This is a genomic window from Nostoc sp. (assembly GCF_035638895.1).
Classification (GTDB): Bacteria; Cyanobacteriota; Cyanobacteriia; order Cyanobacteriales; family Nostocaceae; genus Nostoc.
Window position 1 is genome coordinate 1 of sequence record NZ_DASQZC010000375.1, and the last position, 23785, is coordinate 23785.

At 43.2% G+C, this 23785-nt stretch carries 22 protein-coding genes; 18 read left to right on the forward strand and 4 right to left on the reverse strand.

Translation table 11 applies throughout. The features are described from left to right. Positions 1-328: XisI protein (locus VE944_RS18400; RefSeq protein WP_324979971.1), on the reverse strand; the 328-nt coding region annotated here is incomplete at its 3' end. 47 nt (positions 329-375) lie between these two features. Beyond that, complete coding sequence (locus VE944_RS18405) at positions 376-1203, reverse strand: carbohydrate ABC transporter permease (protein ID WP_324979891.1); 828 nt, start codon at positions 1201-1203, stop codon at positions 376-378. A 176-nt stretch (positions 1204-1379) separates the two neighbouring features. On the opposite strand from VE944_RS18405, the gene VE944_RS18410 reads away from it, so the two are divergent. The 5 genes from VE944_RS18410 to folE all read left to right on the forward strand — a co-directional run bounded on the left by VE944_RS18410 (position 1380) and on the right by folE (position 6221). Continuing rightward, positions 1380-2078, forward strand: a complete 699-nt coding sequence (locus VE944_RS18410; RefSeq protein WP_324979894.1) for an aldehyde oxygenase (deformylating) — start codon at positions 1380-1382, stop codon at positions 2076-2078. Between the two features lie 170 nt (positions 2079-2248). After that, positions 2249-3268, forward strand: coding sequence for a long-chain acyl-[acyl-carrier-protein] reductase (locus tag VE944_RS18415; protein ID WP_324979897.1), 1020 nt, complete (start codon positions 2249-2251; stop codon positions 3266-3268). A gap of 120 nt (positions 3269-3388) precedes the next feature. Next, complete coding sequence (locus tag VE944_RS18420; protein WP_324979904.1) at positions 3389-4369, forward strand: acetyl-CoA carboxylase carboxyltransferase subunit alpha; 981 nt, start codon at positions 3389-3391, stop codon at positions 4367-4369. Between the two features lie 355 nt (positions 4370-4724). Then, a complete protein-coding gene (locus VE944_RS18425) occupies positions 4725-5450 on the forward strand; it encodes an SDR family oxidoreductase (protein ID WP_324979908.1) in 726 nt (241 codons plus the stop codon). A 63-nt stretch (positions 5451-5513) separates the two neighbouring features. After that, complete coding sequence (folE, locus tag VE944_RS18430) at positions 5514-6221, forward strand: GTP cyclohydrolase I FolE (RefSeq protein ID WP_324979911.1); 708 nt, start codon at positions 5514-5516, stop codon at positions 6219-6221. 168 nt (positions 6222-6389) lie between these two features. Here folE and VE944_RS18435 read toward each other — a convergent pair whose 3' ends face one another. Next, on the reverse strand, positions 6390-7022 hold the full coding sequence (locus VE944_RS18435; RefSeq protein WP_324979914.1) for a phosphoribosylanthranilate isomerase: 633 nt from the start codon (positions 7020-7022) through the stop codon (positions 6390-6392). Positions 7023-7133: 111 nt separating this feature from the next. Between VE944_RS18435 and psaK (VE944_RS18440) the strand changes: the two genes are divergently transcribed. From psaK (VE944_RS18440) to VE944_RS18490, 11 genes are all read left to right on the forward strand, one after another. Next, positions 7134-7388: a photosystem I reaction center subunit PsaK gene (gene psaK / locus VE944_RS18440; RefSeq protein ID WP_324979917.1), complete on the forward strand. Its 255-nt coding sequence runs from the start codon at positions 7134-7136 to the stop codon at positions 7386-7388. 264 nt (positions 7389-7652) lie between these two features. Beyond that, positions 7653-7931 (forward strand): photosystem I reaction center subunit PsaK, encoded by a 279-nt coding sequence (gene psaK, locus VE944_RS18445; RefSeq protein WP_324979921.1) that lies wholly within the window; start codon positions 7653-7655, stop codon positions 7929-7931. Positions 7932-8184: 253 nt separating this feature from the next. Then, positions 8185-9381 (forward strand): site-2 protease family protein, encoded by a 1197-nt coding sequence (locus VE944_RS18450; RefSeq protein ID WP_324979924.1) that lies wholly within the window; start codon positions 8185-8187, stop codon positions 9379-9381. Between the two features lie 340 nt (positions 9382-9721). Beyond that, positions 9722-11092 carry a ribosome biogenesis GTPase Der gene (gene der, locus VE944_RS18455; protein ID WP_229469472.1) on the forward strand — a complete coding sequence of 457 codons (1371 nt, stop codon included), beginning with the start codon at positions 9722-9724 and terminating at the stop codon, positions 11090-11092. Between the two features lie 159 nt (positions 11093-11251). Further along, positions 11252-12169 (forward strand): energy-coupling factor transporter transmembrane component T family protein, encoded by a 918-nt coding sequence (locus tag VE944_RS18460; protein ID WP_324979929.1) that lies wholly within the window; start codon positions 11252-11254, stop codon positions 12167-12169. Between the two features lie 22 nt (positions 12170-12191). Then, positions 12192-13784: an anthranilate synthase component I gene (locus VE944_RS18465; RefSeq protein ID WP_324979932.1), complete on the forward strand. Its 1593-nt coding sequence runs from the start codon at positions 12192-12194 to the stop codon at positions 13782-13784. Between the two features lie 608 nt (positions 13785-14392). After that, the gene (gene pipX / locus VE944_RS18470; protein ID WP_109010971.1) at positions 14393-14671 is read left to right on the forward strand and encodes a transcriptional coactivator PipX; all 279 of its coding nucleotides are present in this window, start codon (positions 14393-14395) and stop codon (positions 14669-14671) included. Continuing rightward, positions 14668-15336: a YggS family pyridoxal phosphate-dependent enzyme gene (locus tag VE944_RS18475; protein WP_324979937.1), complete on the forward strand. Its 669-nt coding sequence runs from the start codon at positions 14668-14670 to the stop codon at positions 15334-15336. The genes pipX and VE944_RS18475 overlap by 4 nt, the downstream gene beginning before the upstream one ends. Before the next feature lie 364 nt (positions 15337-15700). Then, on the forward strand, positions 15701-16303 hold the full coding sequence (locus VE944_RS18480) for a cell division protein SepF (protein ID WP_324979940.1): 603 nt from the start codon (positions 15701-15703) through the stop codon (positions 16301-16303). A gap of 106 nt (positions 16304-16409) precedes the next feature. Further along, positions 16410-17228: a pyrroline-5-carboxylate reductase gene (gene proC, locus VE944_RS18485; RefSeq protein WP_324979975.1), complete on the forward strand. Its 819-nt coding sequence runs from the start codon at positions 16410-16412 to the stop codon at positions 17226-17228. 120 nt (positions 17229-17348) lie between these two features. Further along, positions 17349-20063, forward strand: coding sequence for a DEAD/DEAH box helicase (locus VE944_RS18490; RefSeq protein WP_324979943.1), 2715 nt, complete (start codon positions 17349-17351; stop codon positions 20061-20063). A gap of 215 nt (positions 20064-20278) precedes the next feature. Here the strand turns inward: VE944_RS18490 and VE944_RS18495 are convergent, their stop codons facing one another. Then, positions 20279-20653 (reverse strand): hypothetical protein, encoded by a 375-nt coding sequence (locus VE944_RS18495; RefSeq protein WP_324979946.1) that lies wholly within the window; start codon positions 20651-20653, stop codon positions 20279-20281. A 536-nt stretch (positions 20654-21189) separates the two neighbouring features. Here VE944_RS18495 and VE944_RS18500 point away from each other — a divergent pair. After that, entirely contained in the window at positions 21190-23172 is a 1983-nt protein-coding gene (locus VE944_RS18500; protein ID WP_324979949.1) for a heavy metal translocating P-type ATPase, read from the forward strand. Between the two features lie 5 nt (positions 23173-23177). Then, positions 23178-23393: a hypothetical protein gene (locus VE944_RS18505; protein ID WP_324979951.1), complete on the forward strand. Its 216-nt coding sequence runs from the start codon at positions 23178-23180 to the stop codon at positions 23391-23393. The last annotated feature ends 392 nt before the right edge of the window (positions 23394-23785 follow it).

Consider the following 23785-nt stretch of genomic DNA (forward strand, 5'->3'; position numbering starts at 1 on the left):
CAGCGAACCCTGATAATTGGCGCATTTTTGGAGTATGGAAACCAATCACAATATCTTGTTTATCTATACCCATTTCCATCAGTTCTAAAGCTATATCTGCCTCCGTTGTATTTTGTTGAATCCAAATTTTATTATTTTTGATATCTATATGCATTATTGGCCCATAAATCCGCTTTTGATTGTTCCATCCAACGCTAATAATTTGATAATGGTCATGTTCTAGATCAAAAATTTGTTCGACTTCCACATCTCCGTAACTAGGCTTGAACTGGAGATATTTAGTTAACAGTTGCCTAACTTTTGTCCGATATTCATTTAATTTATCCATACAAAATAGCGATCGCTTGTATAAAAGCCATTGCAAAATTAGCAATACTAATTCTTAATTCCCGTCGCAGCAATACCTTGAATAAACTGACGCTGACCGATGAGAAATAATACCATCACTGGAACAGTCGCTATTGTCACCGCCGCCATCATCAACGGCCAATTATTCGTAAATTGCTCTTGAAACTCAGCCAACGCCAGTTGCACCGTCCTTAATTCTGGTCGTGTCGTAAACACCAAAGGCTTAAACAAATCATTCCATTCACCGATGAAGGTGAACAAAAACAGTGTCACCAACGCCGGACGGGCTAAAGGTAACATCACCCGCCACAAAATTTGCAGTCGGTTCGCCCCATCTATGGCTGCGGCTTCCTCTAACTCCACCGGAATTGTCTGGAAATACTGACGTAACAAGAAAATTCCAAACCCGTTGACCGCAGTAGGTAAAATCAGCGCCCAGTATGTATTTATCAGGTGTCCCCACTTCAAAACCAAAAAGATGGGAATCACCAATAACTGAAAAGGAATCACCAAGGTTGCTAAAACTACCAAAAGCAGTGCTTGGCGTCCCCGAAACTTCAGCCGTGCTAGGGCGTAACCCGCTAAAGCGGAAGTGACAATCTGAAACGCCGTCACAGCGATCGCTACCAGGGTAGAATTAGCAAACGCCAGTAAAAATTTTCCCTGTTGCCATGCAACCCGGTAATTAGCTAAAGACCAGCTATTTTTGGACACATTTTCCGGGCTGGTGGTCGTCGGTGCAAAGGAGGTGAGAAAGACCACAAACAGAGGTAGTAGAACGATAAATGCCCCTAGCAGTAACACTACTAGGCTCAAAAAATCACCAGATTTCACATTCGGATTTGGTTTAGACATAACTTGAGCCGTAAAGCATTTATTTCGCTAGTACTAGAGCATTGCCCTCAGCAACCATTAATCTATAAACATAGTCTACTTGTTAAGTTAAATTAAACCACTAGTGATTATTACCCTCAGTTCATGGGGTAAATTGAATCCTGGTGAATAATCAGGTTTACAGGAGTAAAGATACCATGCAGCAGCTTACAGACCATTCTAAAGAATTAGATTTCAAGAGCGAAACATACAAAGATGCTTATAGCCGGATTAATGCGATCGTGATTGAAGGGGAACAAGAAGCCCATGAGAATTACATCACACTAGCCCAACTGCTGCCAGAATCTCATGATGAATTGATTCGCCTATCCAAGATGGAAAGTCGTCACAAGAAAGGATTTGAAGCTTGTGGGCGCAATTTACAAGTAACCCCAGATTTGCAATTTGCCAAGGAATTTTTCTCTGGACTACACCAAAATTTCCAAACAGCGGCCGCAGAAGGAAAGGTAGTTACTTGCTTGTTGATTCAGTCTTTGATTATTGAATGTTTTGCGATCGCAGCATATAACATTTACATCCCCGTTGCCGATGATTTCGCCCGCAAAATCACTGAGGGAGTAGTAAAAGAAGAATATAGCCACCTCAACTTTGGGGAAGTTTGGTTGAAAGAACACTTTACAGAATCCAAAGCTGAACTTGAACTTGCAAATCGCCAAAACCTACCCATCGTCTGGAAAATGCTCAACCAAGTAGAGGGTGATGCCCACACAATGGCAATGGAAAAAGATGCTTTAGTAGAAGACTTTATGATTCAGTACGGTGAAGCATTAAGTAACATCGGTTTTACGACACGCGATATTATGCGCTTGTCAGCCTACGGACTCATAGCTGCTTAATAAAAAGTTAGGAGCAAAGCCGGAGACGCTTTGCCTCCGGTGAGGAATGATCAGTGAGAAATTATAAATCGTACTCCTAACTCCTGTACAGACGCGATTAATCGCGTCTCTAACTCCCAACTGTACTAAATTCCACCCTTTCGAGACAGCATAAGCCTAATAATCACTACATGTTTGGTCTAATTGGACATCTGACTAGTTTGGAACACGCTCAATCGGTAGCCCAAGAATTGGGATACCCAGAATACGCCGATCAAGGGCTAGACTTCTGGTGTAGCGCCCCACCGCAAATTGTTGATAGCATTATTGTCACCAGTATAACTGGGCAACAAATTGAAGGACGGTATGTAGAATCTTGCTTTTTGCCAGAGATGCTAGCTAGTCGCCGCATCAAAGCCGCAACGCGTAAAATCCTTAACGCCATGGCCCATGCACAGAAGCACGGCATTAATATCACAGCTTTAGGCGGATTTTCCTCAATTATTTTTGAAAACTTTAAGTTAGAGCAGTTTAGCCAAGTCCGCAACATTAAACTAGAGTTTGAACGGTTCACCACAGGAAACACTCATACTGCCTACATTATTTGTAAGCAGGTGGAAGAAGCCTCCAAACAACTGGGAATTGATTTATCAAAAGCAACTGTTGCTATATGTGGAGCAACTGGGGATATTGGTAGTGCAGTTACACGCTGGCTAGATGCGAAAACAGATGTTCAAGAACTTCTGCTGATAGCCCGTGATCAAGAACGTCTCAAAGAGTTGCAAGGCGAACTAGGGCGGGGAAAAATCATGGGTTTAACAGAAGCACTGCCCCTAGCTGATGTTGTAGTTTGGGTTGCTAGTATGCCCAGAGGCGTGGAAATTGACCCTACCAGTTTGAAACAACCCTGTTTGTTGATTGATGGTGGTTATCCTAAAAACTTAGCGACGAAAATTCAGTATCCTGGTGTACATGTGTTAAATGGTGGAATTGTAGAGCATTCCCTGGATATTGACTGGAAAATTATGAAAATCGTCAATATGGACGTGCCAGCCCGCCAGTTGTTTGCTTGTTTTGCCGAATCAATGCTGCTGGAATTTGAGAAGTTATACACGAACTTTTCGTGGGGACGGAATCAGATTACCGTAGATAAAATGGAGCAGATTGGTCGGGTATCAGTAAAACATGGATTTAGACCACTGCTGGTTTAGTCATTAGTCCTTTGTCATTAGTCATTTGTTATTTACAAAGGACAAAGGACAAAGGACAAAGGACAAAAGATAAAAGACAAAGGATAGATAACTTATAACTCGTAATTGATAACCCCTACGATGGCAACTACCGAGCGTAAACCGCTACTGTTAGATTTTGAAAAGCCCCTAGCAGAACTAGCAACCCGAATCGATCAAATTCGGCAACTTGCAGAGGAAAATGGTGTCGATGTTTCTGGTCAAATTCGTCAACTAGAAGCACGGGCCATGCAACTGCGTGAGGAAATTTTCAGTAGTCTATCCCCGTCTCAGCGATTGCAAGTCGCTCGTCATCCGCGTCGCCCCAGTACTCTCGATTACATTCAGGCTATTAGTGATGAATGGATGGAATTGCATGGCGATCGCTGTGGTGGTGACGATCCGGCTTTAGTTGGTGGTATCGGTCGTCTGAGTGGGCAACCTGTGGTGATGTTGGGTCATCAAAAAGGTCGTGATACCAAAGACAATATTGCCCGTAACTTTGGAATGCCTTACCCTGGCGGCTACCGCAAAGCAATGCGGTTAATGGAACACGCCAACAAGTTTAGTATGCCAATACTAACTTTTATCGACACACCAGGAGCTTGGTCTGGAGTAGAAGCAGAACACCAAGGTCAAGGAGAAGCGATCGCCTACAACTTGCGAGAAATGTTCTGTTTAGATGTACCAATTATCTGCACAGTTATTGGTGAAGGTGGTTCCGGTGGCGCACTCGGAATTGGTGTAGGCGATCGCCTACTCATGTTTGAACACTCAGTTTATACAGTCGCCACTCCCGAAGCCTGCGCCGCCATTCTCTGGAAAGATGCTGCTAAGGCTCCCCAAGCAGCTGTTGCTCTAAAAATTATTTCCCACGACCTGAAAAAGTTAGGAATTATCGACCAAATACTGCCTGAACCCACTGGCGGCGCTCATTCCGATCCTTTAAAAGCCGCTACCATTCTCAAGCAAGTGCTGTTGGAAAATTTGGACGAACTCAATCGTTTAACTGCTCCAGAACGCCGTCAACTGCGCTATGAAAAATTCCGCAAAATTGGCGTTTTTACAGAAGTTGCCCACTAACAACCCTGCATAATAATTGATCAGCAGAGCAGAAATGCTATAATTGCCTATGTGCTTAAAGATTTTTAACAATCTAGCCATAGGCATTTGCATGTTAAGTAAATCTACTCAATTTGATTGAGTAGCTTTTGTATTATTAAGTAATCTAATTTGAGTATACGGCGTGGTTTTCCAGGCGACTATTTGTTGTCTTCACTGGTAAAACCCACAATATACCCACTATTGCACTGCATTATAGCAGTTGTTTAATGGAAATCATCAGATTTTTAGATTCCTCTAATCTATCTAAACCGAGAAGTGTGAATAATTGGGTGGTAATAGATGGGAACTGCCAAAAAACTGGGAGACACCATGAATGAGTGTTGAGCAAAAACGACGCGCCCTGATTACTGGGGCAAGTAGTGGAATTGGGAAAGCAACGGCTTTAGCTTTTGCAAAAGCTGGAATAGATGTCGCCTTAGTCAGCCGTTCTTCGGATAAGTTGGAGGCGGTAAGAGAAGCTGTACAGCATACTGGGGTCGAAGCGAAAGCTTACCCTGTAGATTTAGCGAGACTCTCCGAAGTAAAAGAAAAGATCCAAGCGATCGCTCTTGACTTTGGCGATATAGACATTCTGATAAACAATGCAGGCCTTGCCTACACAGCTACTTTGAGCGAAACCCCCCTAGAGGACTGGCAACAGGTAATTGACTTAAATCTTACCAGCGTGTTTCAGTGCATTGTGGGAATTTTGCCTTCAATGCGCGATCGGGGCACAGGCACAATTATCAACGTCGCCTCAATTGCCGCCAAGCACCCCTTTCCCGGTTGGGGAGCATACAGCATCAGCAAAGCTGGTTTGATAGCCCTCTCTCAAACCCTGGCACAAGAAGAACGCATCCACGGCATTCGTGTCACATCTATCTGTCCCGGCGCAGTCAATACCGAACTTTGGGACACAGAAACAGTTCGTGTCAGCTTAGACCGTTCCAAAATGTTAACCCCGGAAATTGTGGCTGAGTCAATTCTCTACACAGTTCTGTTACCACAACAGGCAGTTATTGATGAATTGACCCTGATGCCCAGTGCAGGCGCACTTTAATTAGTCTTTTGCAAATGACTAATGACTAATAACTAATGACTAAACCATAACCAAGACTTAATCATGACTATTGCTAGTTCCAACGGTTCTAATTCCTCTCAATCGCCTCTGATTCCCGATTTGTCAGAAGCCATAACTCCTAGACCCGATCGCAACACCCACAACGGGCGACAAGCGGATGTGTCCCCGCCAAAAGAGGAACATCTGGAGGAAATGAAGGACGCCGTGCGGACACTAATATTGGGAGTTGGCGAAGATCCCGAACGCGAAGGACTCCTCAAAACACCCAAGCGAGTGGCCGAGGCAATGCGATTTCTTACCAGTGGCTACACCCAATCCCTTGAAGAACTCGTTAACGATGCCATATTTGATGAAGGGCATAACGAGATGGTACTAGTTAGAGATATTAGTTTTTTTAGTCTGTGCGAACACCACATGCTGCCATTTATGGGTAGAGCACATGTTGCTTATATCCCCAACCAAAAAGTTGTGGGACTGAGTAAGCTGGCCCGCATTGTTGAGATGTATTCCCGTCGCTTGCAAGTACAAGAGAGACTAACCCGCCAAATTGCCGAAGCAATCCAGACCATTCTGGAACCTCAAGGGGTAGCCGTTGTGATGGAAGCTAGCCACATGTGTATGGTGATGCGGGGTGTTCAAAAACCAGGCTCTTGGACTGTCACTAGCGCAATGGTTGGTGCCTTCCAAGAGGAACACAAAACCCGCGAAGAATTTTTTAGCTTAATTCGCCATCAACCAGCATTCTTTTAAGGAATGGGGAGTGGGGAGTGGGGCATTGAGCAGAGGGGAAATAGATAATTAATTTTTATTCTTCCCCTGCTTCCCCTTGTCCCCTTCTCCCCTTCTCCCCTTCTCCCCTTCTCCCCTTGTCCCCTTGTCCCCCTGCTCCCTCATCCCCCACTCCCGACTCCCTACTCCCTACTCCCTACTCCCCAATTTCCCAAACAACTTGGCTACTTTATCTAAATCTTTGTCTCCAGGTGCGCGTTCTACACCACTAGATAAATCAACTCCACTGGGATTAACCTGACTTAGGGCTTCCACAATATTATCTGCTGTTAGTCCCCCAGCTAAAAACCAAGGGCAATTGGGGTTAAATTGCTCTAGCATTGCCCAATCTAAGGTTTTGCCTGTACCACCAAGTTGTTCGGGATGGTAAGCATCAAGTAGTAAAGTATCTACGTAGTTGGTGTAATTAGCCACTGTGTCAAGATGCTCAAGACTACGAACTCTGAGTGCTTTAATAATTTCAACATTGGGTAAAGCTTGACGTAATTGGTAGCAAAAATCTGGTAATTCATCCCCGTGTAACTGAACACCAGTCAACCCAGAATCAATAACTATCTGACTGATTTCGGGGATACTAGCGTTGGCAAAAACACCAATTGTGTCAATATTAGCCGGGAGTTCTGCTACTGCTGCCCGAATTTGGGATGTAGTCACGTAGCGAGCTGAGTTTGGCACACAAATAAATCCTAGTGCCGTTGCGCCCAGAGAGGCGATCGCTATAGACTGCTGTGGTTGAGTGATGCCGCAAATTTTAACGCGCATGAATATTTAGTAAATTTACAATAATCATCAAGAAAGTCTAAACTATCCGAAAAACTTTTGTGCCTTGGTAATTTTATAATTTTGTAGGTCTACATTTTAGGAGACAAAAGCTTGATTTCATCTATTTTACTAGCAGCCCAGCCAACTGTTCCCACAACACCTGCGTGGAATCCTACAGTAGGCATCATCATCAGTATCAGTTGCTTGGTAATTGTTTTGCTAAGTACTAGGATTGAAAAACCCTTAGTTGGCCCCAAGTTCCCCATCCTGCCGATTAGTATTCCAACATTCGTTGCAGCAATGGCTTTTGGTCATATTATCGGCGTTGGCATCGTTTTAGGACTGACTAACATCGGTCGTCTGTAGTTTTGCGATGATCGCGGCGTTATAAGCAACGCCGCGATCAATACAAAACTCCTAAAAACGATTTTGGTTCTTTCTCCAGCAAAATAACTCATGAGCATTAGCCAGTCAGTCTCCGTGTAGTCACTCTAACTAAGGGCGGAGGTATTAACCTTCCCCTTGAGGGACGATTCCAACTACTTCATCAACGGAGGATTTATATAGTAGAAACGGGATTAATCCCCTCTCTAAGGCTTATGTAAGTTAATTTATGCAGGAGAAAGAACCATGATGTCATCAATGTTATTAGCAGCCCAGGCAACTTTACCCAAAACTGGTACCACATGGAACTTGACTGAAGCGGCAATTATTACTGGTATTTGTCTGTTATGTCTTTTGATTATTCCTCGGACAATTCGTTATCCTCACGTTGGCCCTAAGATGCCTTTGCCTTTTCCGTCGGTTTTCAATAATCCCAGTGCCGCTACATTCCTCGCCGCCATGAGCGCTGGACACCTGATCGGCACTGGTACTGTCTTAGGATTAAGTAATCTCGGTATTATCTAAAATTTTATTTTTTCTGTTTAACACATTCAAGAGGAGAGGCAGGGGACAAGAGAAAATTTTCCCCTCTGCCTCTTTTCAATGCCCAATGCCCCACTTCAGAGCTTTGCTCACAGGCATTAATTGTCTATTCTAGAAATAAGAGCATTTCGTAACTCGGCAGTATCGAATTGATGCTCAGAAATATATGTATAAGTATATACGCAAATATTGCAGTATAGGAACTACTGGCGATATCTAGTTTTAGGACAATGTAATGCAAACAAATTGGAAAATTGGGTCTTTATTTGGAATTCCCCTGTTTTTAGACCCGTTATGGTTTGTGATTTTAGGGTTGGCAACTCTTAACTTTGGGGTAGCTTATCAGGAATGGGGGACTGTTATAGCTTGGAGTGCTGGAATAGTTATGGCACTATTGCTATTTGGTTCGGTGTTGCTACATGAGTTGGGTCACAGCTTAGTAGCCCGATCGCAAGGCATTAAAGTTAATTCAATTACCTTATTTCTGTTTGGCGGGATTGCTGCTATTGAAGAAGAATCTAAAACTCCTTTCAAAGCCTTTCAAGTAGCGATCGCTGGCCCTTTGGTGAGTATCGGACTATTTTTCCTGCTCCGGGTGGGAGCTATTGTGATACACGATACTAGTCCCCTCAGTGTTATGGTCGGAGATTTGGCGAGAATTAACTTGGTGGTAGCTCTATTTAACCTGATTCCCGGCTTACCTCTAGATGGAGGACAAGTGTTAAAAGCAGCACTATGGCAAATCACAGGTAATCGTTTTCAAGCCGTACACTGGGCTGCAAAGGCTGGGCAAATTTTGGGTTATAGTGCGATCGCATTAGGGTTTGTTGTAGATTTCGTAACCAGAGAATTAGTACTTGGTTTGTGGATTGCGCTGTTAGGTTGGTTTGCTGTCCGCAACGCCAGCAGTTATGACAACGTAACTACATTGCAAGAAAGCCTACTCAAAGTTGTGGCGGCTGATGCGATGACTCGTGAGTTTCGGGTTATCGATGCTGACCAGACATTGCGATCGTTTGCCGATTCATACCTGTTAGAAACCAATCCCTCACAGGTTTATTTTGCTGCTTCTGATGGACGTTACCGAGGTCTAGTTTCCATTGACGATTTTCGTTTAACCCAAAGAAGTGAATGGGAAACCCTAACCTTACATAGCATTGTGCATCCCTTGACAGAAATACCCACTGTTGCTGAAGCAACAACGATAGCTGAGGTAATTAACAAGCTAGAAAATGAGCAGTTACCTCGAATTACCGTACTTTCTCCGGCTGGTGCTGTCGCTGGTGTAATTGACCGGGGAGATATTGTACGGGCGTTGGGACAAAAGTTAAATTTGCGGGTAGCAGATGCTGAAATTAAACGGATCAAGGAAGAAGGAAGTTATTCGCCTGGGTTGCAACTAGCAGCACTAGCGAAGTCAATTACAGATTAAACGTCATACCCTTGTCATAGTTTTGCAATAGATTCGTCAAAAGCCTATGTGATATTTAATTTGGTATTTGGTTACAAAATGCTTTTTTTGGGTAAAAGGTAGGAAATCCTACCTTTTTTATTTTTTAAATTAACGTGAATTCGATAAACCTCTCCTTGTCTTGAACTAAAGTTCAAGTTTTTCCCTCTCCGAATCGGAGAGGGACGGTTTTACTACGTAAAACCAGAGAGAGGTTTCTTTGACATCGCTTCAGATGATTAGAAAGTTATTAAAACTTCCAGTTTAAAGAGAGTAAAATGTAAGTACGTGATATACTACGTCTCTCACTTACCCTGGTTTTATGGCACTGCCAATTGTTGCAATTATCGGACGCCCAAATGTGGGCAAATCCACCCTGGTTAATCGACTCGCCGGGGAACAAACGGCGATTGTCCATGATGAACCGGGAGTGACACGCGATCGCACTTATCTACCAGCTTTCTGGAATGGTCGTGAATTTTTGGTGGTAGACACTGGTGGTTTAGTTTTTAATGATGATACCGAATTTTTACCACTGATTCGCCAACAGGCAATGACAGCCCTTGCAGAAGCATGTGGCGCTATTTTTGTTGTAGATGGTCAAACAGGCCCCACATCGGCAGATTTAGAAATTGCCGAATGGATGCGCCAACAAACTGTACCTGTGCTACTAGCTGTAAATAAATGTGAATCCCCAGAACAAGGCTTAATGCAAGCTGCCGAATTTTGGGAATTGGGATTAGGCGAACCTTATCCCATATCCGCGATTCATGGAAGTGGCACAGGAGAATTACTCGACGAGTTAGTTAACCACATACCTGCTATTGAAGACATCCCAGACACGAATGAAATTAAAGTAGCAATTGTGGGACGCCCGAATGTGGGCAAATCGAGCTTACTAAATTCTTTTGTCGGGGAAGAAAGGGCAATTGTCAGCCCAATTTCTGGCACAACCCGCGATGCTATTGATACCGTTATTGAACGAGAAGGACAAACCTACCGTTTGATTGATACCGCAGGCATTCGCAAAAAGAAACACATAGAATACGGCACAGAATTCTTTAGTATTAACCGTGCTTTCAAAGCGATTCGCCGCGCTGACGTGGTTTTATTAGTAATAGATGCCGTTGATGGAGTCACTGAGCAAGACCAAAAATTAGCTGGGCGAATTATTGAAGAAGGTCGAGCTTGCATCATCGTCGTTAATAAGTGGGATGCTGTCGAAAAAGACTCTTACACAATCTACGACTACGAAAAAACTCTGCAATCACGGTTACATTTTACCGAATGGGCAGAAACCATTTTTGTGAGTGCCTTGTCAGGACAACGGGTAGAAAAGATTCTCGAATTGGTGAAAACTGCGGCTGAATCACACAAACGCCGTGTCAGTACATCAGTTATTAACGAAGTCTTAACAGATGCCGTTAGCTGGCATTCACCGCCAGCATCTCGTGGTGGGCGTCAAGGCAAGATTTATTATGGTACACAAGTAAGTAGCCAACCACCAACGATCGCGCTATTTGTCAATGATTCCAAACGCTTCAACGACAACTACCGCCGCTACATTGAACGCCAATTCCGGCAACAGCTAGGATTTAAAGGCACACCAATTATTTTACTGTGGCGGAGCAAAAAAGTCCGTGATGCCGAAAGTGGTAATGTTAATAGAGCAACTCGCGTCAAAATAAGTTAGGAGATAAGAAAGACGCGATGAATCGCGTCTGTACAAAAGAGATGCGATGAATCTCGTCTTTATAGGAGTTATGAGTTAAAGCCAAAATTGCTATTTTTAAGCCTATGTCAACATAATAGGTTAACCCAGAAGTCAAAACTCCTAACTCCTAACTTTCAAATGGATTTATTGCGATCGCTGCCACTTGGACTTTATTTAGAACAACCCCAAACTTGGCTGCATAAAATCGATCCGCGAGTCAAGTTCGCCTGGTTGATGAGCTTTTTAACAAGCTATGTTTTAGCTAACAACTATTGGCGGGTACTGCTGGTAGTAATATTGATTCTTGCCACCTTAATTGCCAGAATTCCCCGCCGAGTATGGCAGCAGCAAATGGGTTGGCTATTAATGCTATCGTTTTTTGTCTTAGCGATTGGAGCCATCAGCCCTAATGCAATGGGTGTAGATTATCAGCCACGCCTGCCAGCTAATGAACAAATATTAACCCAGCCAGCAAACTCTAATAATCTTGTTCAAGAGCCAGCAAGTAATAGCAAATACAGCTATGTACTATTTCATAAAGGCCCAGTTAAAGTAACTCGCCGCTCCTTTGACTTGGCTATACGTCTGAGTACAATTATATTTACCGTAATTTACAGTACTAACCTGTATCTGCTGACAACCGCACCAGAAGAAATCACATCTGGCATAGAAAGCCTAATGCAACCCCTGCGACGCTTCAAGTGGCCTGTCACCGAAATTGCTTTAACTTTAACCTTATCCTTGCGCTTTATCCCTCTGGTTTTAGAAGAAGTGCAAAACTTATTTCGCTCCGTGATGACAAGGGCAATTAATTGGAAAAAGCTAGGATTGAAAGGAGGATTTAAAGTTTGGATGACAGTCGCAGAGAGACTGTTAGAAAATTTGCTCTTACGAGCTGATCAAATGGCGAATGCAATGATGGTACGGGGTTTTACCAGTCCCAATGAGCATAGAGTGCAGTGGCATGACTTACGATTTAAAGGGCGTGACTGGCTTGCGATCGCAACTTTAATTTTATTCTGGGGAATACGGCTAGCTATAGGAACTCAGGTCTAATTTTGCAACGCTTATAAACAGTATGATCAAGGCTTGGTATTGGCGATCGCTACCCTTAGAAAAGCGCACAGGTTCGGAAGTTTTTGCTGCTCTTTTTCACTCCACCTCCGCACCGGGAATTGCTACCCTACTCGAAAGTCCCTACCCAACGCCTATCGATCATCCCCAACTCAGCCGATATTCTATCTGTGCAGGCGCTCCTCGCCTAGTCGATGGTATCCCCCAGATGTGGACACCAGAAGTAGGAGAAGTTTTTCCTTTCCTAGAAAAGTTGTTACAGCAAGGGATAGCAGGACATGAGGAGTATGAGAAGGATGAGGTAGTATTTTCTTCCCCTGCTCCCTCTGCTTCCCCACCTCCCCATCTCCCTTTCACGGGCGGTTGGTTGGGTTGGCTAGGGTATGATGTGGCATGGGAAATTGAAGAGTTACCACGTCATAAAATTGATCCCCTACCATTTCCTATAGCTTTTTGGTATGAACCAGGTTGTTTTGCCGTTTTAGATCACGCGCAACAAATTCTTTGGCTAGCCGCCAGTGATGCAAGTGGACTTGATGAATTACAAAAGAAGTTAGTAAAGAAAGATGCAGAGAAAGAATTCTCGGTGTTTCCCCGTCCCCACGTTCCGGTGTCTTCTTCACCTCCTCTCTTTTTGACATCGCAAGCAGATTATGAAACAGCTGTAAACCAAGCAAAAAAATATATTCAAGCTGGAGACATCTTTCAGACAAATCTTTCATTGCGATTTCAAGCGTCTACATCGGCTTCTGGTTGGGAAATTTACCAAGCCTTGCAAAAAATCAATCCTTCGCCTTTTGCCAGTTATTGGCAAACACCTTGGGGAGAAGTGATCAGTTGTTCGCCGGAACGGTTAGTAATGTTGCAAAATAGGCAAGCCGAAACCAGACCGATCGCAGGGACGCGATCGCGTGGTGTCACTCCAGAACAAGATATGCAACTGGCACAAGATTTACTCAGCAACACCAAAGAACGTGCAGAACACATCATGCTGGTGGACTTGGAACGCAATGATTTAGGGCGAGTTTGTGAATGGGGAACGGTTACTGTTGACGAATTGCTGACAATTGAGCGATATAGCCATGTAATGCATCTTGTCAGCAACATTAAAGGTACTTTAAAAGGCGAATACACTCCCATTGATTTGATTCGCGCCACGTTTCCAGGTGGCACAATCACAGGTTGTCCCAAAGTCCGTTGCATGGAAATTATCGAAGAACTAGAACCCATGCGGCGCAGCTTGTTCTACGGTTCCTGCGGCTATTTAGATTGGCGTGGTCATTTAGATTTAAATATCTTAATCCGCACCCTGGTACTAGCCCCTGTGTCTCAAGAAGCAGGGGAGGTAGGGGAGGTAGGGGAGGTAGGGGAAGCAGGGGAGGCAGGGGAAGCAGGGGAGGCAGAGGAAGCAGGGGAAGTAAATTCTTCTTTATTTCCTTACTTAAGACTCATCCCCCAGCACTCAGCACTCAACATTGTTTGGGGACAAGTTGGCGCGGGAATTGTCGCAGACAGCGATCCTGAGAAAGAATGGTATGAATCTCTGCACAAAGCCCAGGCACAACTGGCAGCCCTGAAAATGCTAAATAATCAATAATCAATAGGGAGTAGGGAGTAGGGAATAGGGAATAGATTATTAGTTATTCTTTCTTGCCCTGCTCCCCCTGCTCTCTCATCTCCCCACTCCCCACTCCCAATTTTGTGCCATTCAGCCATAGTTGTGGCAGTATGGAAAGAAGTTGAAAAGTTAGCTGTTGCCGTTCGGAATTTCAAAGGGTGTTTTCCCTTACACACTAAACTTTCAACAAGAGGGTCAGGACTGTTTTATGGCTTGTGCCGCCAGGTTAGTGTATTTGAGTCACCAAAGCATACGGCGAAATTTCTCGACAAGCCTCTACTCTTCAAGTCTACGCTTCGCGTGTCATATTGTACCATTTGGCTTCACTACCACTAGTACAGGTCGGCGGAAATCAACTTACCATTAAATTAGAACCAGAAAGCGCAAAATTAAAACCTTTTGACTTTTGACTTCCGCCTTGCGGTACTAGCTTCATCTGCCCATTAGAAACTAGATCAAGGTCTTCGCAACCGCAGTTTTGCATTTTAAGGAAATATTCTGACGAATGTTGGTATTATCGTCTGAATGTTTGGAATTAACTGCGAAAAGATATATATACTCCACCTTGACTACACCTTGACTCTTAAATGAATCCAGAAAACGCAGAAACTTACATAAACCATCCAACTTGGGGTTTACTTTACAAAATCTGTATGGTTGATGAAAACCAGGATTTGTTCACCACACTTTATGCCCAGCGCTTGTTTTTTTTGGTTGCAAATGACGTTAAAGGTGTTAAATTCCAGTCTCTAGGACGTACTGAGGCTAGAATGATGTTGGAAAATCGCTTACGTACCCTGCGGCGCAGTGGACAATCTCAGGAGTACGATCAGCTTCAGAGTGTTTTCCAACGCACCTTCCAATGAATAGTTCGATTTCCGAACGTATTGTTTCCATTCGCTCCTCACTGCCAACTTCAGTCAAATTGATTGCTGTTAGCAAGCAAGTTCCTGCCCAGGCCATTCGGTCTGCCTATGCCGCAGGAATTCGGGATTTTGCAGAGAGTCGTATCCAAGAAGCCGCCAGCAAACAAGCCGAGTTGCAAGACTTACCGGATATTACCTGGCACTTTATTGGACATTTGCAAAGCAATAAAGCCAAAAAAGCCCTTGAACAATTCCCTTGGATTCACTCCGTCGATAATTTGAAGCTGGCACAGCGTTTAGATCAATTGGCACAACAGCTAGGAGTGAGTCCCCAGGTTTGCCTGCAAGTGAAAATTTTCCCCGATCCCAACAAGTCTGGTTGGAGCGTGCCAGAACTTTTGGCTGATTTACCCACACTCGATCAATACAAAAATTTACAAATTCAAGGTTTGATGACAATTCCACCTTCAGGATTAAATGATCCGGAAATTTTGAATGCATTTAATCTCAATCGTGAGCTAGCAAAGAAAATAAGAGAGCAGAACTGGTCACACATTAAAATGCAGCACTTGTCTATGGGTATGTCAGGCGACTACGAACTGGCAGTGCAAGCAGGTGCAACGATGGTACGATTAGGAACAATATTGTTTGGCGATCGCTCTTAGCCTTTGATTATCAGCCTTGGTCTTAAGTATTAATAGAGATCAGGATTTGATGACAAGAATTTTGTAACAAACTGGTGCAATTAGAAACAAAGGATATAGTATTGACAAGAGCAATCGCTAAGGAAAAATGGGGTAAAAAGACCTTTCCTTCGGACAAACCTTAGGATATAATCTTGACTCATTATTATGTTTAGGCGATGCACAGACCTTTGCAAGAAGTGTCAGTTCATCGCCAAAACTAGTAGCATGGGTTACAAATAGCAGTATACTTGCTGTAGTATCCACCGATGTAGCGATTGCTCCTACTCAATCAATCCTAAGCCAAGTCAATATAGGCTATTCGCACCAGGAGAGTACACAGACAATGAACAATATCTTTTCCAAACTCAGAGACTTTGTGGGTCTAAATGAGCAAGTTGAATACGAGTATTACGAAGAAGAACCAGATAGAGATAATAATTACCAAAATCTGTATCAGCAAGAAAATCCCCAACCACCAGCACCACAGGAAAGCCCAGCCGCTCAAAATCGACGCTGGCGGGAACCAGTGCCTACAATGGGAGATGATATCGCAGCAGGTTCAAAGCCAATGGGGAATGTGATTGGTATGCCAGGAGCAATTAACGGAATTTCGGAAGTTTTAGTACTCGAACCACGCACCTTTGAAGAAATGCCCCAGGCAATTCAAGCGTTGCGAGAACGCAAGTCAGTGGTATTAAATCTGACAATCATGGATCCAGATCAAGCTCAACGAGCAGTAGATTTTGTTGCAGGTGGTACTTACGCACTAGATGGACATCAAGAGCGCATCGGTGAGAGCATCTTCTTGTTTACGCCAAGCTGTGTCCAAGTTAGCACTCAAGGTGGCGTTCTTCATGAAGTGCCACAACCGCCAGCACGGCCTTCTCGTCCTACAGGTACTCCCAATCAAACCTGGGGCAACGAAACTAACCGGATGGCACAATAAACTTAAATTAGTTGTTAGTCCTTTGTCCTTTGTGATTAGTCATGGGTTTTGATAATAGTGACAAATGACAAAGGACAACCGACTAATGACAGATGACAAACCATCAATGACTATAAAATTTGGCTTAATTGGTGGTGGGGTAATGGGAGAAGCGCTCTTATCCCGCCTTATTGCGCGTGGAATTTATCAATCATCAGAAGTCATAGTTAGCGAGCCGCTATCTTCACGCCTAGATTTTTTAAAACAGCAATACGATGTTGCTGTGACTACAGATAATAGCGAGGTTTTCGCCCAAGTCAAAGAAGTTGTCTTTTTGGCAGTAAAACCGCAGGTGTTTAGCGCGATCGCTCAAGAATTAGCAAATATTGATATTCTTAATAAAGAACACTCACCCCTAATCATTTCCATATTGGCGGGTGTGCCTTTGAGTCAGCTAGAAGCTGCATTTGTGCAATTGCCAGTTATCAGAGCAATGCCCAACACCCCAGCAACAGTGGGAGCCGGAATTACCGCCATTTGTTCGGGTGCATACACCAATGCCAAGCACCACCAAATAGCACAGCAAGTTTTTTCTGCTGTGGGGGAAGTCGTAGAAGTCTCAGAAGGGCTGATGGATGCAGTCACAGGGCTATCTGGTAGCGGCCCGGCTTACGTGGCGCTACTTGTAGAAGCACTTGCAGATGGCGGAGTATCCGCAGGTTTACCTAGAGCAATTGCTAATCAACTAGCATTGCAAACCGTACTAGGAACAGCGAAACTGTTACATGAAACCAAAATGCACCCAGCAGAACTTAAAGATCGCGTTACCAGTCCCGGTGGTACAACCATTGCGGGGATTGCCAAACTGGAACAGGCAGGATTTCGTTCAGCTTTAATAGAAGCAGTCAAAGCTGCCACAGAGCGATCGCAAGAACTGGGAAAATAATAAAGAGTCATTAGTCATTGGTCATTTGTGAAAAACTAATGACTAATGACTAATGACTATTAACGAAGTTGACAAAAGACTCGTTAGTATAGTAAACAATCTGGTTGCAAATGTGATTGAGTGAATTATCCTGCACCGTCTCCAGAACTTGACTTAGGGTCTATATTTCCCTTTGATCTGGATCAGTTTCAAAAAGAAGCGATCGCGTCCCTAAACGCCGGACGCTCCGTAGTCGTATGTGCGCCCACAGGTTCGGGCAAAACATTAGTTGGGGAATACGCTATTTATCGTGCCCTGGCGCGAGGAAAACGTGTATTTTATACTACTCCCCTAAAGGCGCTGTCGAATCAAAAATTGCGTGATTTTCGAGAAAAATTCGGGTTTGATCAAGTCGGACTGTTAACTGGAGATGCTTCCATTAACAGAGATGCACCGATTTTGGTGATGACCACAGAAATTTTCCGAAATATGCTCTATGGCACACCCATTGGGCAAGTTGGCATCTCATTAGTAGACGTTGAAGCGGTGATACTTGATGAGTGCCACTACATGAATGATCGCCAGCGCGGTACTGTTTGGGAAGAATCAATCATCTATTGTCCCCGGGAAGTCCAACTGGCAGCCCTCTCAGCAACGGTTGCCAACAGCGATCAACTCACCGATTGGCTAAATCGCGTTCACGGCCCAACTGACCTGATTTACTCCGATTTTCGCCCAGTTCCCTTAGAATTTCACTTTTGCAATCCCAAAGGGTTATTTCCCCTGCTGAATGATAGCAAAACCAAAATTAACCCCCGCCTTATTCAGAAGAAGAAGGGGAGAGGGGGAGAAAGGGAGAGGGGAAGAAGTGGTAGACCTGAAGCTCCTGGAATCATTTATACTTTGAGCCAGTTAGAGCAACGGGATATGCTACCAGCGATTTACTTCATCTTCAGCCGCCGGGGATGTGATAAAGCCGTGGCAGAAGTGGGTGATTTATGGCTGGTAAATAATGAAGAATCCCAGATTTTGCGGCAACAGATTGATGACTTTTTAGCCCGCAATCCCGAAGCAGGACGTTCTGGGCAAATTGCACCCCTGTACCGGGGAATTGCTGCCCACCACGCCGGAATTTTGCCTGCTTGGAAAGCACTGGTAGAAGAACTATTTCAACAAGGGCTGATTAAAGTTGTATTTGCTACTGAAACATTAGCGGCGGGAATTAATATGCCCGCTCGGACAACGGTAATTTCTACCCTTTCCAAACGTACCGATACTGGACACCGCCTGTTGAACGCTTCCGAATTCTTGCAAATGGCGGGACGAGCAGGCCGCCGAGGCATGGATAAACAAGGTCATGTGGTGACAGTCCAAACTCCGTTTGAAGGAGCCAAAGAAGCCGCGTATTTGGGAACATCCAAGCCAGACCCCCTTGTAAGCCAGTTTACGCCCAGCTATGGTATGGTACTCAACTTGCTGCAAACACACACCCTAGAGCAAACCAGGGAACTAATAGAACGCAGCTTTGGGCAGTACATGGCCACCTTGCATTTACGGCCAGAATACGATGAGATTGCCGAACTGCAAAACCAATTAGCTCAACTACATGAGCAAATCGCCGCAGTTGATGAAAATGAACTGGCTGTTTATGAGAAATTGCGGCAACGCCTGAAAGTAGAACGCCAGATATTGAAAACCTTGCAAGAGCAAGCGCAGGAAGATAGACAAGAAGAATTGGGGATGATGTTGGGATTTGCAGTGTCAGGAACTCTGTTGAGTCTCAAAGGTAAAAACATCACAGTGTCTACACCCGTAACCGCAGTGTTAGTTGGTAAATCGCCTGGTTCTGGTCAAGCTCCTTACTTGGTATGCTTGGGGCATGATAACCGTTGGTATGTTGCAACCACAGGGGATGTAGTCGATTTATATGCCGAACTGCCGCGAATTGAGGTGTCACCTGATTTACTACCACCACCAGAGATGCCCTTGAAGCCAGGACAGTCGCGCCGTGGTAATCAAGAAACATTTGCGATCGCTGCCCGTATTCCCAATCCGATAGAATCTTTGAATCTAGCACCAGAAGTAGCAGAACAACTCAGTCGCACTGTTGCCGTCCAAGAGCAATTAGAAGCTCATCCCCTACATCAATCAGGCAATGCTGCCACGCTTTTCAAGCGCCGGGCCCGCTATGTCGAACTAGAAGCCGAACTTGAACAGTTGCAAGGGCAAGTAGAGCAACAGTCACAACGTCATTGGGAAGAATTTCTCAATTTAATCGCAATTCTGCAACACTTTGGCGCTTTGGATAACCTAATGCCCACGGTATTAGGGCGAATTGCTGCCGCCATTCGAGGCGAGAATGAATTGTGGTTGGGTTTAGTATTCGCTAGTGGTGAATTGGACAACTTAGATCCGCACCATTTAGCCGCCGCCGCCGCCGCTTTGGTGATGGAAACCCCTCGTCCAGATAGCAAGGTTTACTTTTTTAAGCTTAGTAATGAAGTGACAGAAGCCTTGAAAAAATTGCAGGGAATTCGCCGCCAAATGTTCCAAGTACAACGGCGGTATAACGTAGCTTTGCCTATATGGTTGGAACAGGGAACAGAGAAAAAGGAACACGAACCAGAGAACAAGTTAATTGCCATAGTGGAACAATGGGCGTTGGGAACAGAGTGGACAGAACTCTGCGAGAACACCACCTTGGATGAAGGCGACGTGGTGAGAATTTTACGGCGGACGTTGGATTTATTATCACAAATACCCCACGTTCCCCATTTGCCAGACTCTTTCTTGCGTAATGCCCATCGGGCGATGCAGTTGATTGATAGATTCCCTGTGAATGAGGTGGTTGAATAAACAGGACGCTTTTAAGCAAAACTAGACACGCTCAGGGGTAATTCATGAATTGCCCCTACAAACTGCCCCAAGAATAAATTTAGATTTGACCAAATATCCAAATATATAGTAGTGGTACTTAGTTAAAAATGCTTTTTTGGTTTCGTATATATTCTATACATGATTAATCACGCGTATCTAACAGAAGTTATAGTCGCTATTAACGCTATTCAATCTTAATAAACTAAGTTTCCAGTACCGCGCAACTGACGCAAAGAATTTATACAGAATGGACAGTCACATTTAAATAAATTAATTGCAGCTTCACTTTCCTCCTCAGTAAAGTCCAACATGGCAATATTCTCATCTGATACTGATGTGGCAATGGTTGAAGAACGTGTAGAGGTATATGTTTGTTTTCTCTCTGAATCTCGAATGCACACAAAATCTGTTCCACCATGTGGGTTAGTGATACAGGTACGACCGTCTTCTGTGTGCAGTAATCGCTGAGTAATACTAGCATGGGCAGGGTTAAATACTGCCAGCGTAGACATCATCGACACAAAGATTGAGGAAGTGGAAAGCAAATTCAGAAGAATTTTTTTGTTCATAAATTTCCTTGAGAAAATCGTCTACTAGTTTAGGGTATTCGATTCACTTTCAAACTTCAAGTGAATTTTCCCTAAGAATAGCTAGCCTGACACTTGTTACCCAAGAATTTTCCTAAGCCACCCAGTTTGATCGCAAATTAGTTGCTACAGCAGAATATAGAAGTCAAACAGGCTTGATATCTAGCTTTAAAACCTAAGTTGTGTATTTCAGCAAATTTAAATTCGCTTTATATCCCAAGATGGTGAGTGTTGGCTTGATGTCAGCAGATATTTTCCTTTGAAATCCTATGCAGAGCGATAGATCGCTCACTACGAACAAGATTCATGTCGTAAATTATTGTATACAACTAAGAATGAGTATAGCTATCTTTACAAGCTTAAAAAGCTTAACTTTAGCTAAAAATAGGATAAATATTTAGCAATAAGTTTGATATAGATTCTCGTTCTTAAATTATCAACTTGTAAAAAGTTCTTTTTTTTATTACATTTGGAAAAAGGCTCAGATATCAAGTAGTTTACTAGCCTCAACATAAAAAATGAAGCGGAAAGTACATTCAGAATCTTCAGGTTGTTGCAACTGTGAACATGATCATCACGAGAATCATAACCATGATCATAATTATGATGAGAATCATAACCATGACCACGATCACGGTGGAGAATTCAATCTGAAAGATGAAATATTGCCTTTGGTAGCAATTTTAAGTTTATATGCGCCTGGTGTAATTTTTGAAAATCAATTACACAATACATTCTATTCAATAGGTGAATATCTGCTGTTTATCCCTGCTTATTTATTAAGTGGATGGAGTGTTTTAAAAACTGCTGGGCGCAATATCCTCAAAGGTAGAATATTCGATGAAACGTTTTTAATGGCAGTAGCGACACTAGGGGCGATCGCAATTCATAAGTTACCCGAAGCTGTCGGAGTCATGTTATTTTATAAAATCGGAGAATTGTTTCAAGATATTGCCGTTAGCCGTTCCCGTAATTCCATCAAAGCATTATTAGAAGTACGTCCAGATTATGCCAATATTCAAACGAAGGGAGAATTAAAAAAAGTATCCCCAAATACAGTAAATATTGGAGATATTATCGTCGTCAAACCTGGGGAAAAGATTCCCTTAGATGGTGAGATTATAGATGGGAATTCACAAGTTGATACATCTGCATTAACTGGAGAATCTATACCGCGATCAGTGAGAGTGGGAGAGACAGTTTTGGCTGGGATGATTAATAAAATGGGTGTTCTCAGCATTAGAGTAACAAAACTATTTGATGATTCTTCCATTGCCAAAATTTTAGACTTGGTGCAAAATGCCAAAAGTAAAAAAGCAGAAACAGAAAAATTTATTACCAAATTTGCCCGCTATTACACACCAATAGTAGTTTTTACATCTCTAGCAGTTGCAATATTACCTCTTTTATTCATTGCTGGCGCAACTTCTTCAGAATGGGTTTATCGCGCCTTAATTTTACTAGTTATCTCCTGTCCCTGTGGACTAGTTATCAGCATTCCCTTAGGTTACTTTGGAGGCGTAGGAGGTGCAGCTAAACGTGGTATTTTGATTAAAGGCTCTACTTTTTTAGATGCTTTAAATGCAGTGAATACAGTTGTTTTTGATAAAACTGGAACGTTAACGAAAGGGGTATTTAAAGTAGCAAAAATAGTACCATCAAATGGCTACGTTGAACAAGAATTACTGCAATTAGCTGCCAAAGTAGAATTGCACTCAAATCATCTCATCGCTCAATCTATCCGCAAAGCTTATGGTGGAAAAATTGATGAATTTGATGTGAGAGATTATGAAGAGATCGCAGGTTATGGAATTAAAGCCAAGGTTGAAAATAGGGTAGTGATAGCGGGAAGCGATCGCCTACTCCACAAAGAGAATATTACTCATGATAATTGCCAGTTAGAAGGAACAGTTATTCATCTAGCAGTGGATAATATTTACGCTGGGTATATTGTCATTGCTGATGAAGTAAAAGAAGATGCAAGACTTGCTATTCAAGCACTCAAGGGAATGGGTGTAGAGAGAACAGTAATGTTGACAGGAGATAATCAAGCGATCGCATCCCGCATTGCTGAACAGCTAAGTATAGATGCTTATGAAGCAGAGTTATTACCAGAAGAAAAAGTCAATGCCATTGAGAAGTTACTCAGCACCGTTAGCAAGCATAGTAAAGTTGCCTTTGTTGGGGATGGAATTAATGATGCGCCAGTAATTGCTAGAGCAGATGTTGGTATAGCAATGGGTGGGTTAGGCTCAGATGCGGCGATCGAAACTGCCGACATTGTGATTATGACAGATGCACCCTCAAAAGTTGCAGAGGCAATACAAATCGCCAGAAAAACCCGCACAATTGTTTGGCAAAATATCGGTTTTGCGCTTGCAATTAAAGGTATATTCATTGCATTGGGTATTTTAGGCGTAGCGACAATGTGGGAAGCCGTGTTTGCTGACGTGGGAGTAGCTTTACTTGCAATTTTCAACGCAACTAGAGTGATGAAATAAAGTTATTGAGAAATTGTTATATTGAATCCAAGTCAGGGATAGGCGTTTCACATTTACACGGCACTCACAAGTGTATAGGTTATAAAAGGCGATGCCTACGGCGGCAAGCAACGCAACAAAAACTAGACGCACTTCAGACAGAATTTCACATCCGCAACGAGAAGTTAAAGCAGATGAAGAAAGCTGTAGCTATTGAGGCTGGTACGGCAGTAAAGTTTTAATTAGAACAGCAGCTTCTTGATGAAGAGGCAAAACTGGCATATCTTAGCGATGAACTAGATAAACTTGAGTCTGCATTGCAATCATGAGACTATGTAAATATACAGTTATTTGGCTGATGAAAATCAAAATTTCCTAACTCAGAAAATAAGGAAAACATAGATATTAACTTAATTGGTGTTTGTTTATACTATTTCAAATTTTTGTAGTGGTTATACTCATAACTTAGGTTCTACCTGGGAATTAGGAAGTGGCTTTGCCACTTCTTTTTATTTATTCTGGTAGCCCAGTAAAAAATAAATTAAAAGTTAAAACTAATTTAGTTGAACTTTTATTAGTTGTTATACAATTTAACAAAATATCTGCTATACCTACATTTTTAGGGACGTACAGA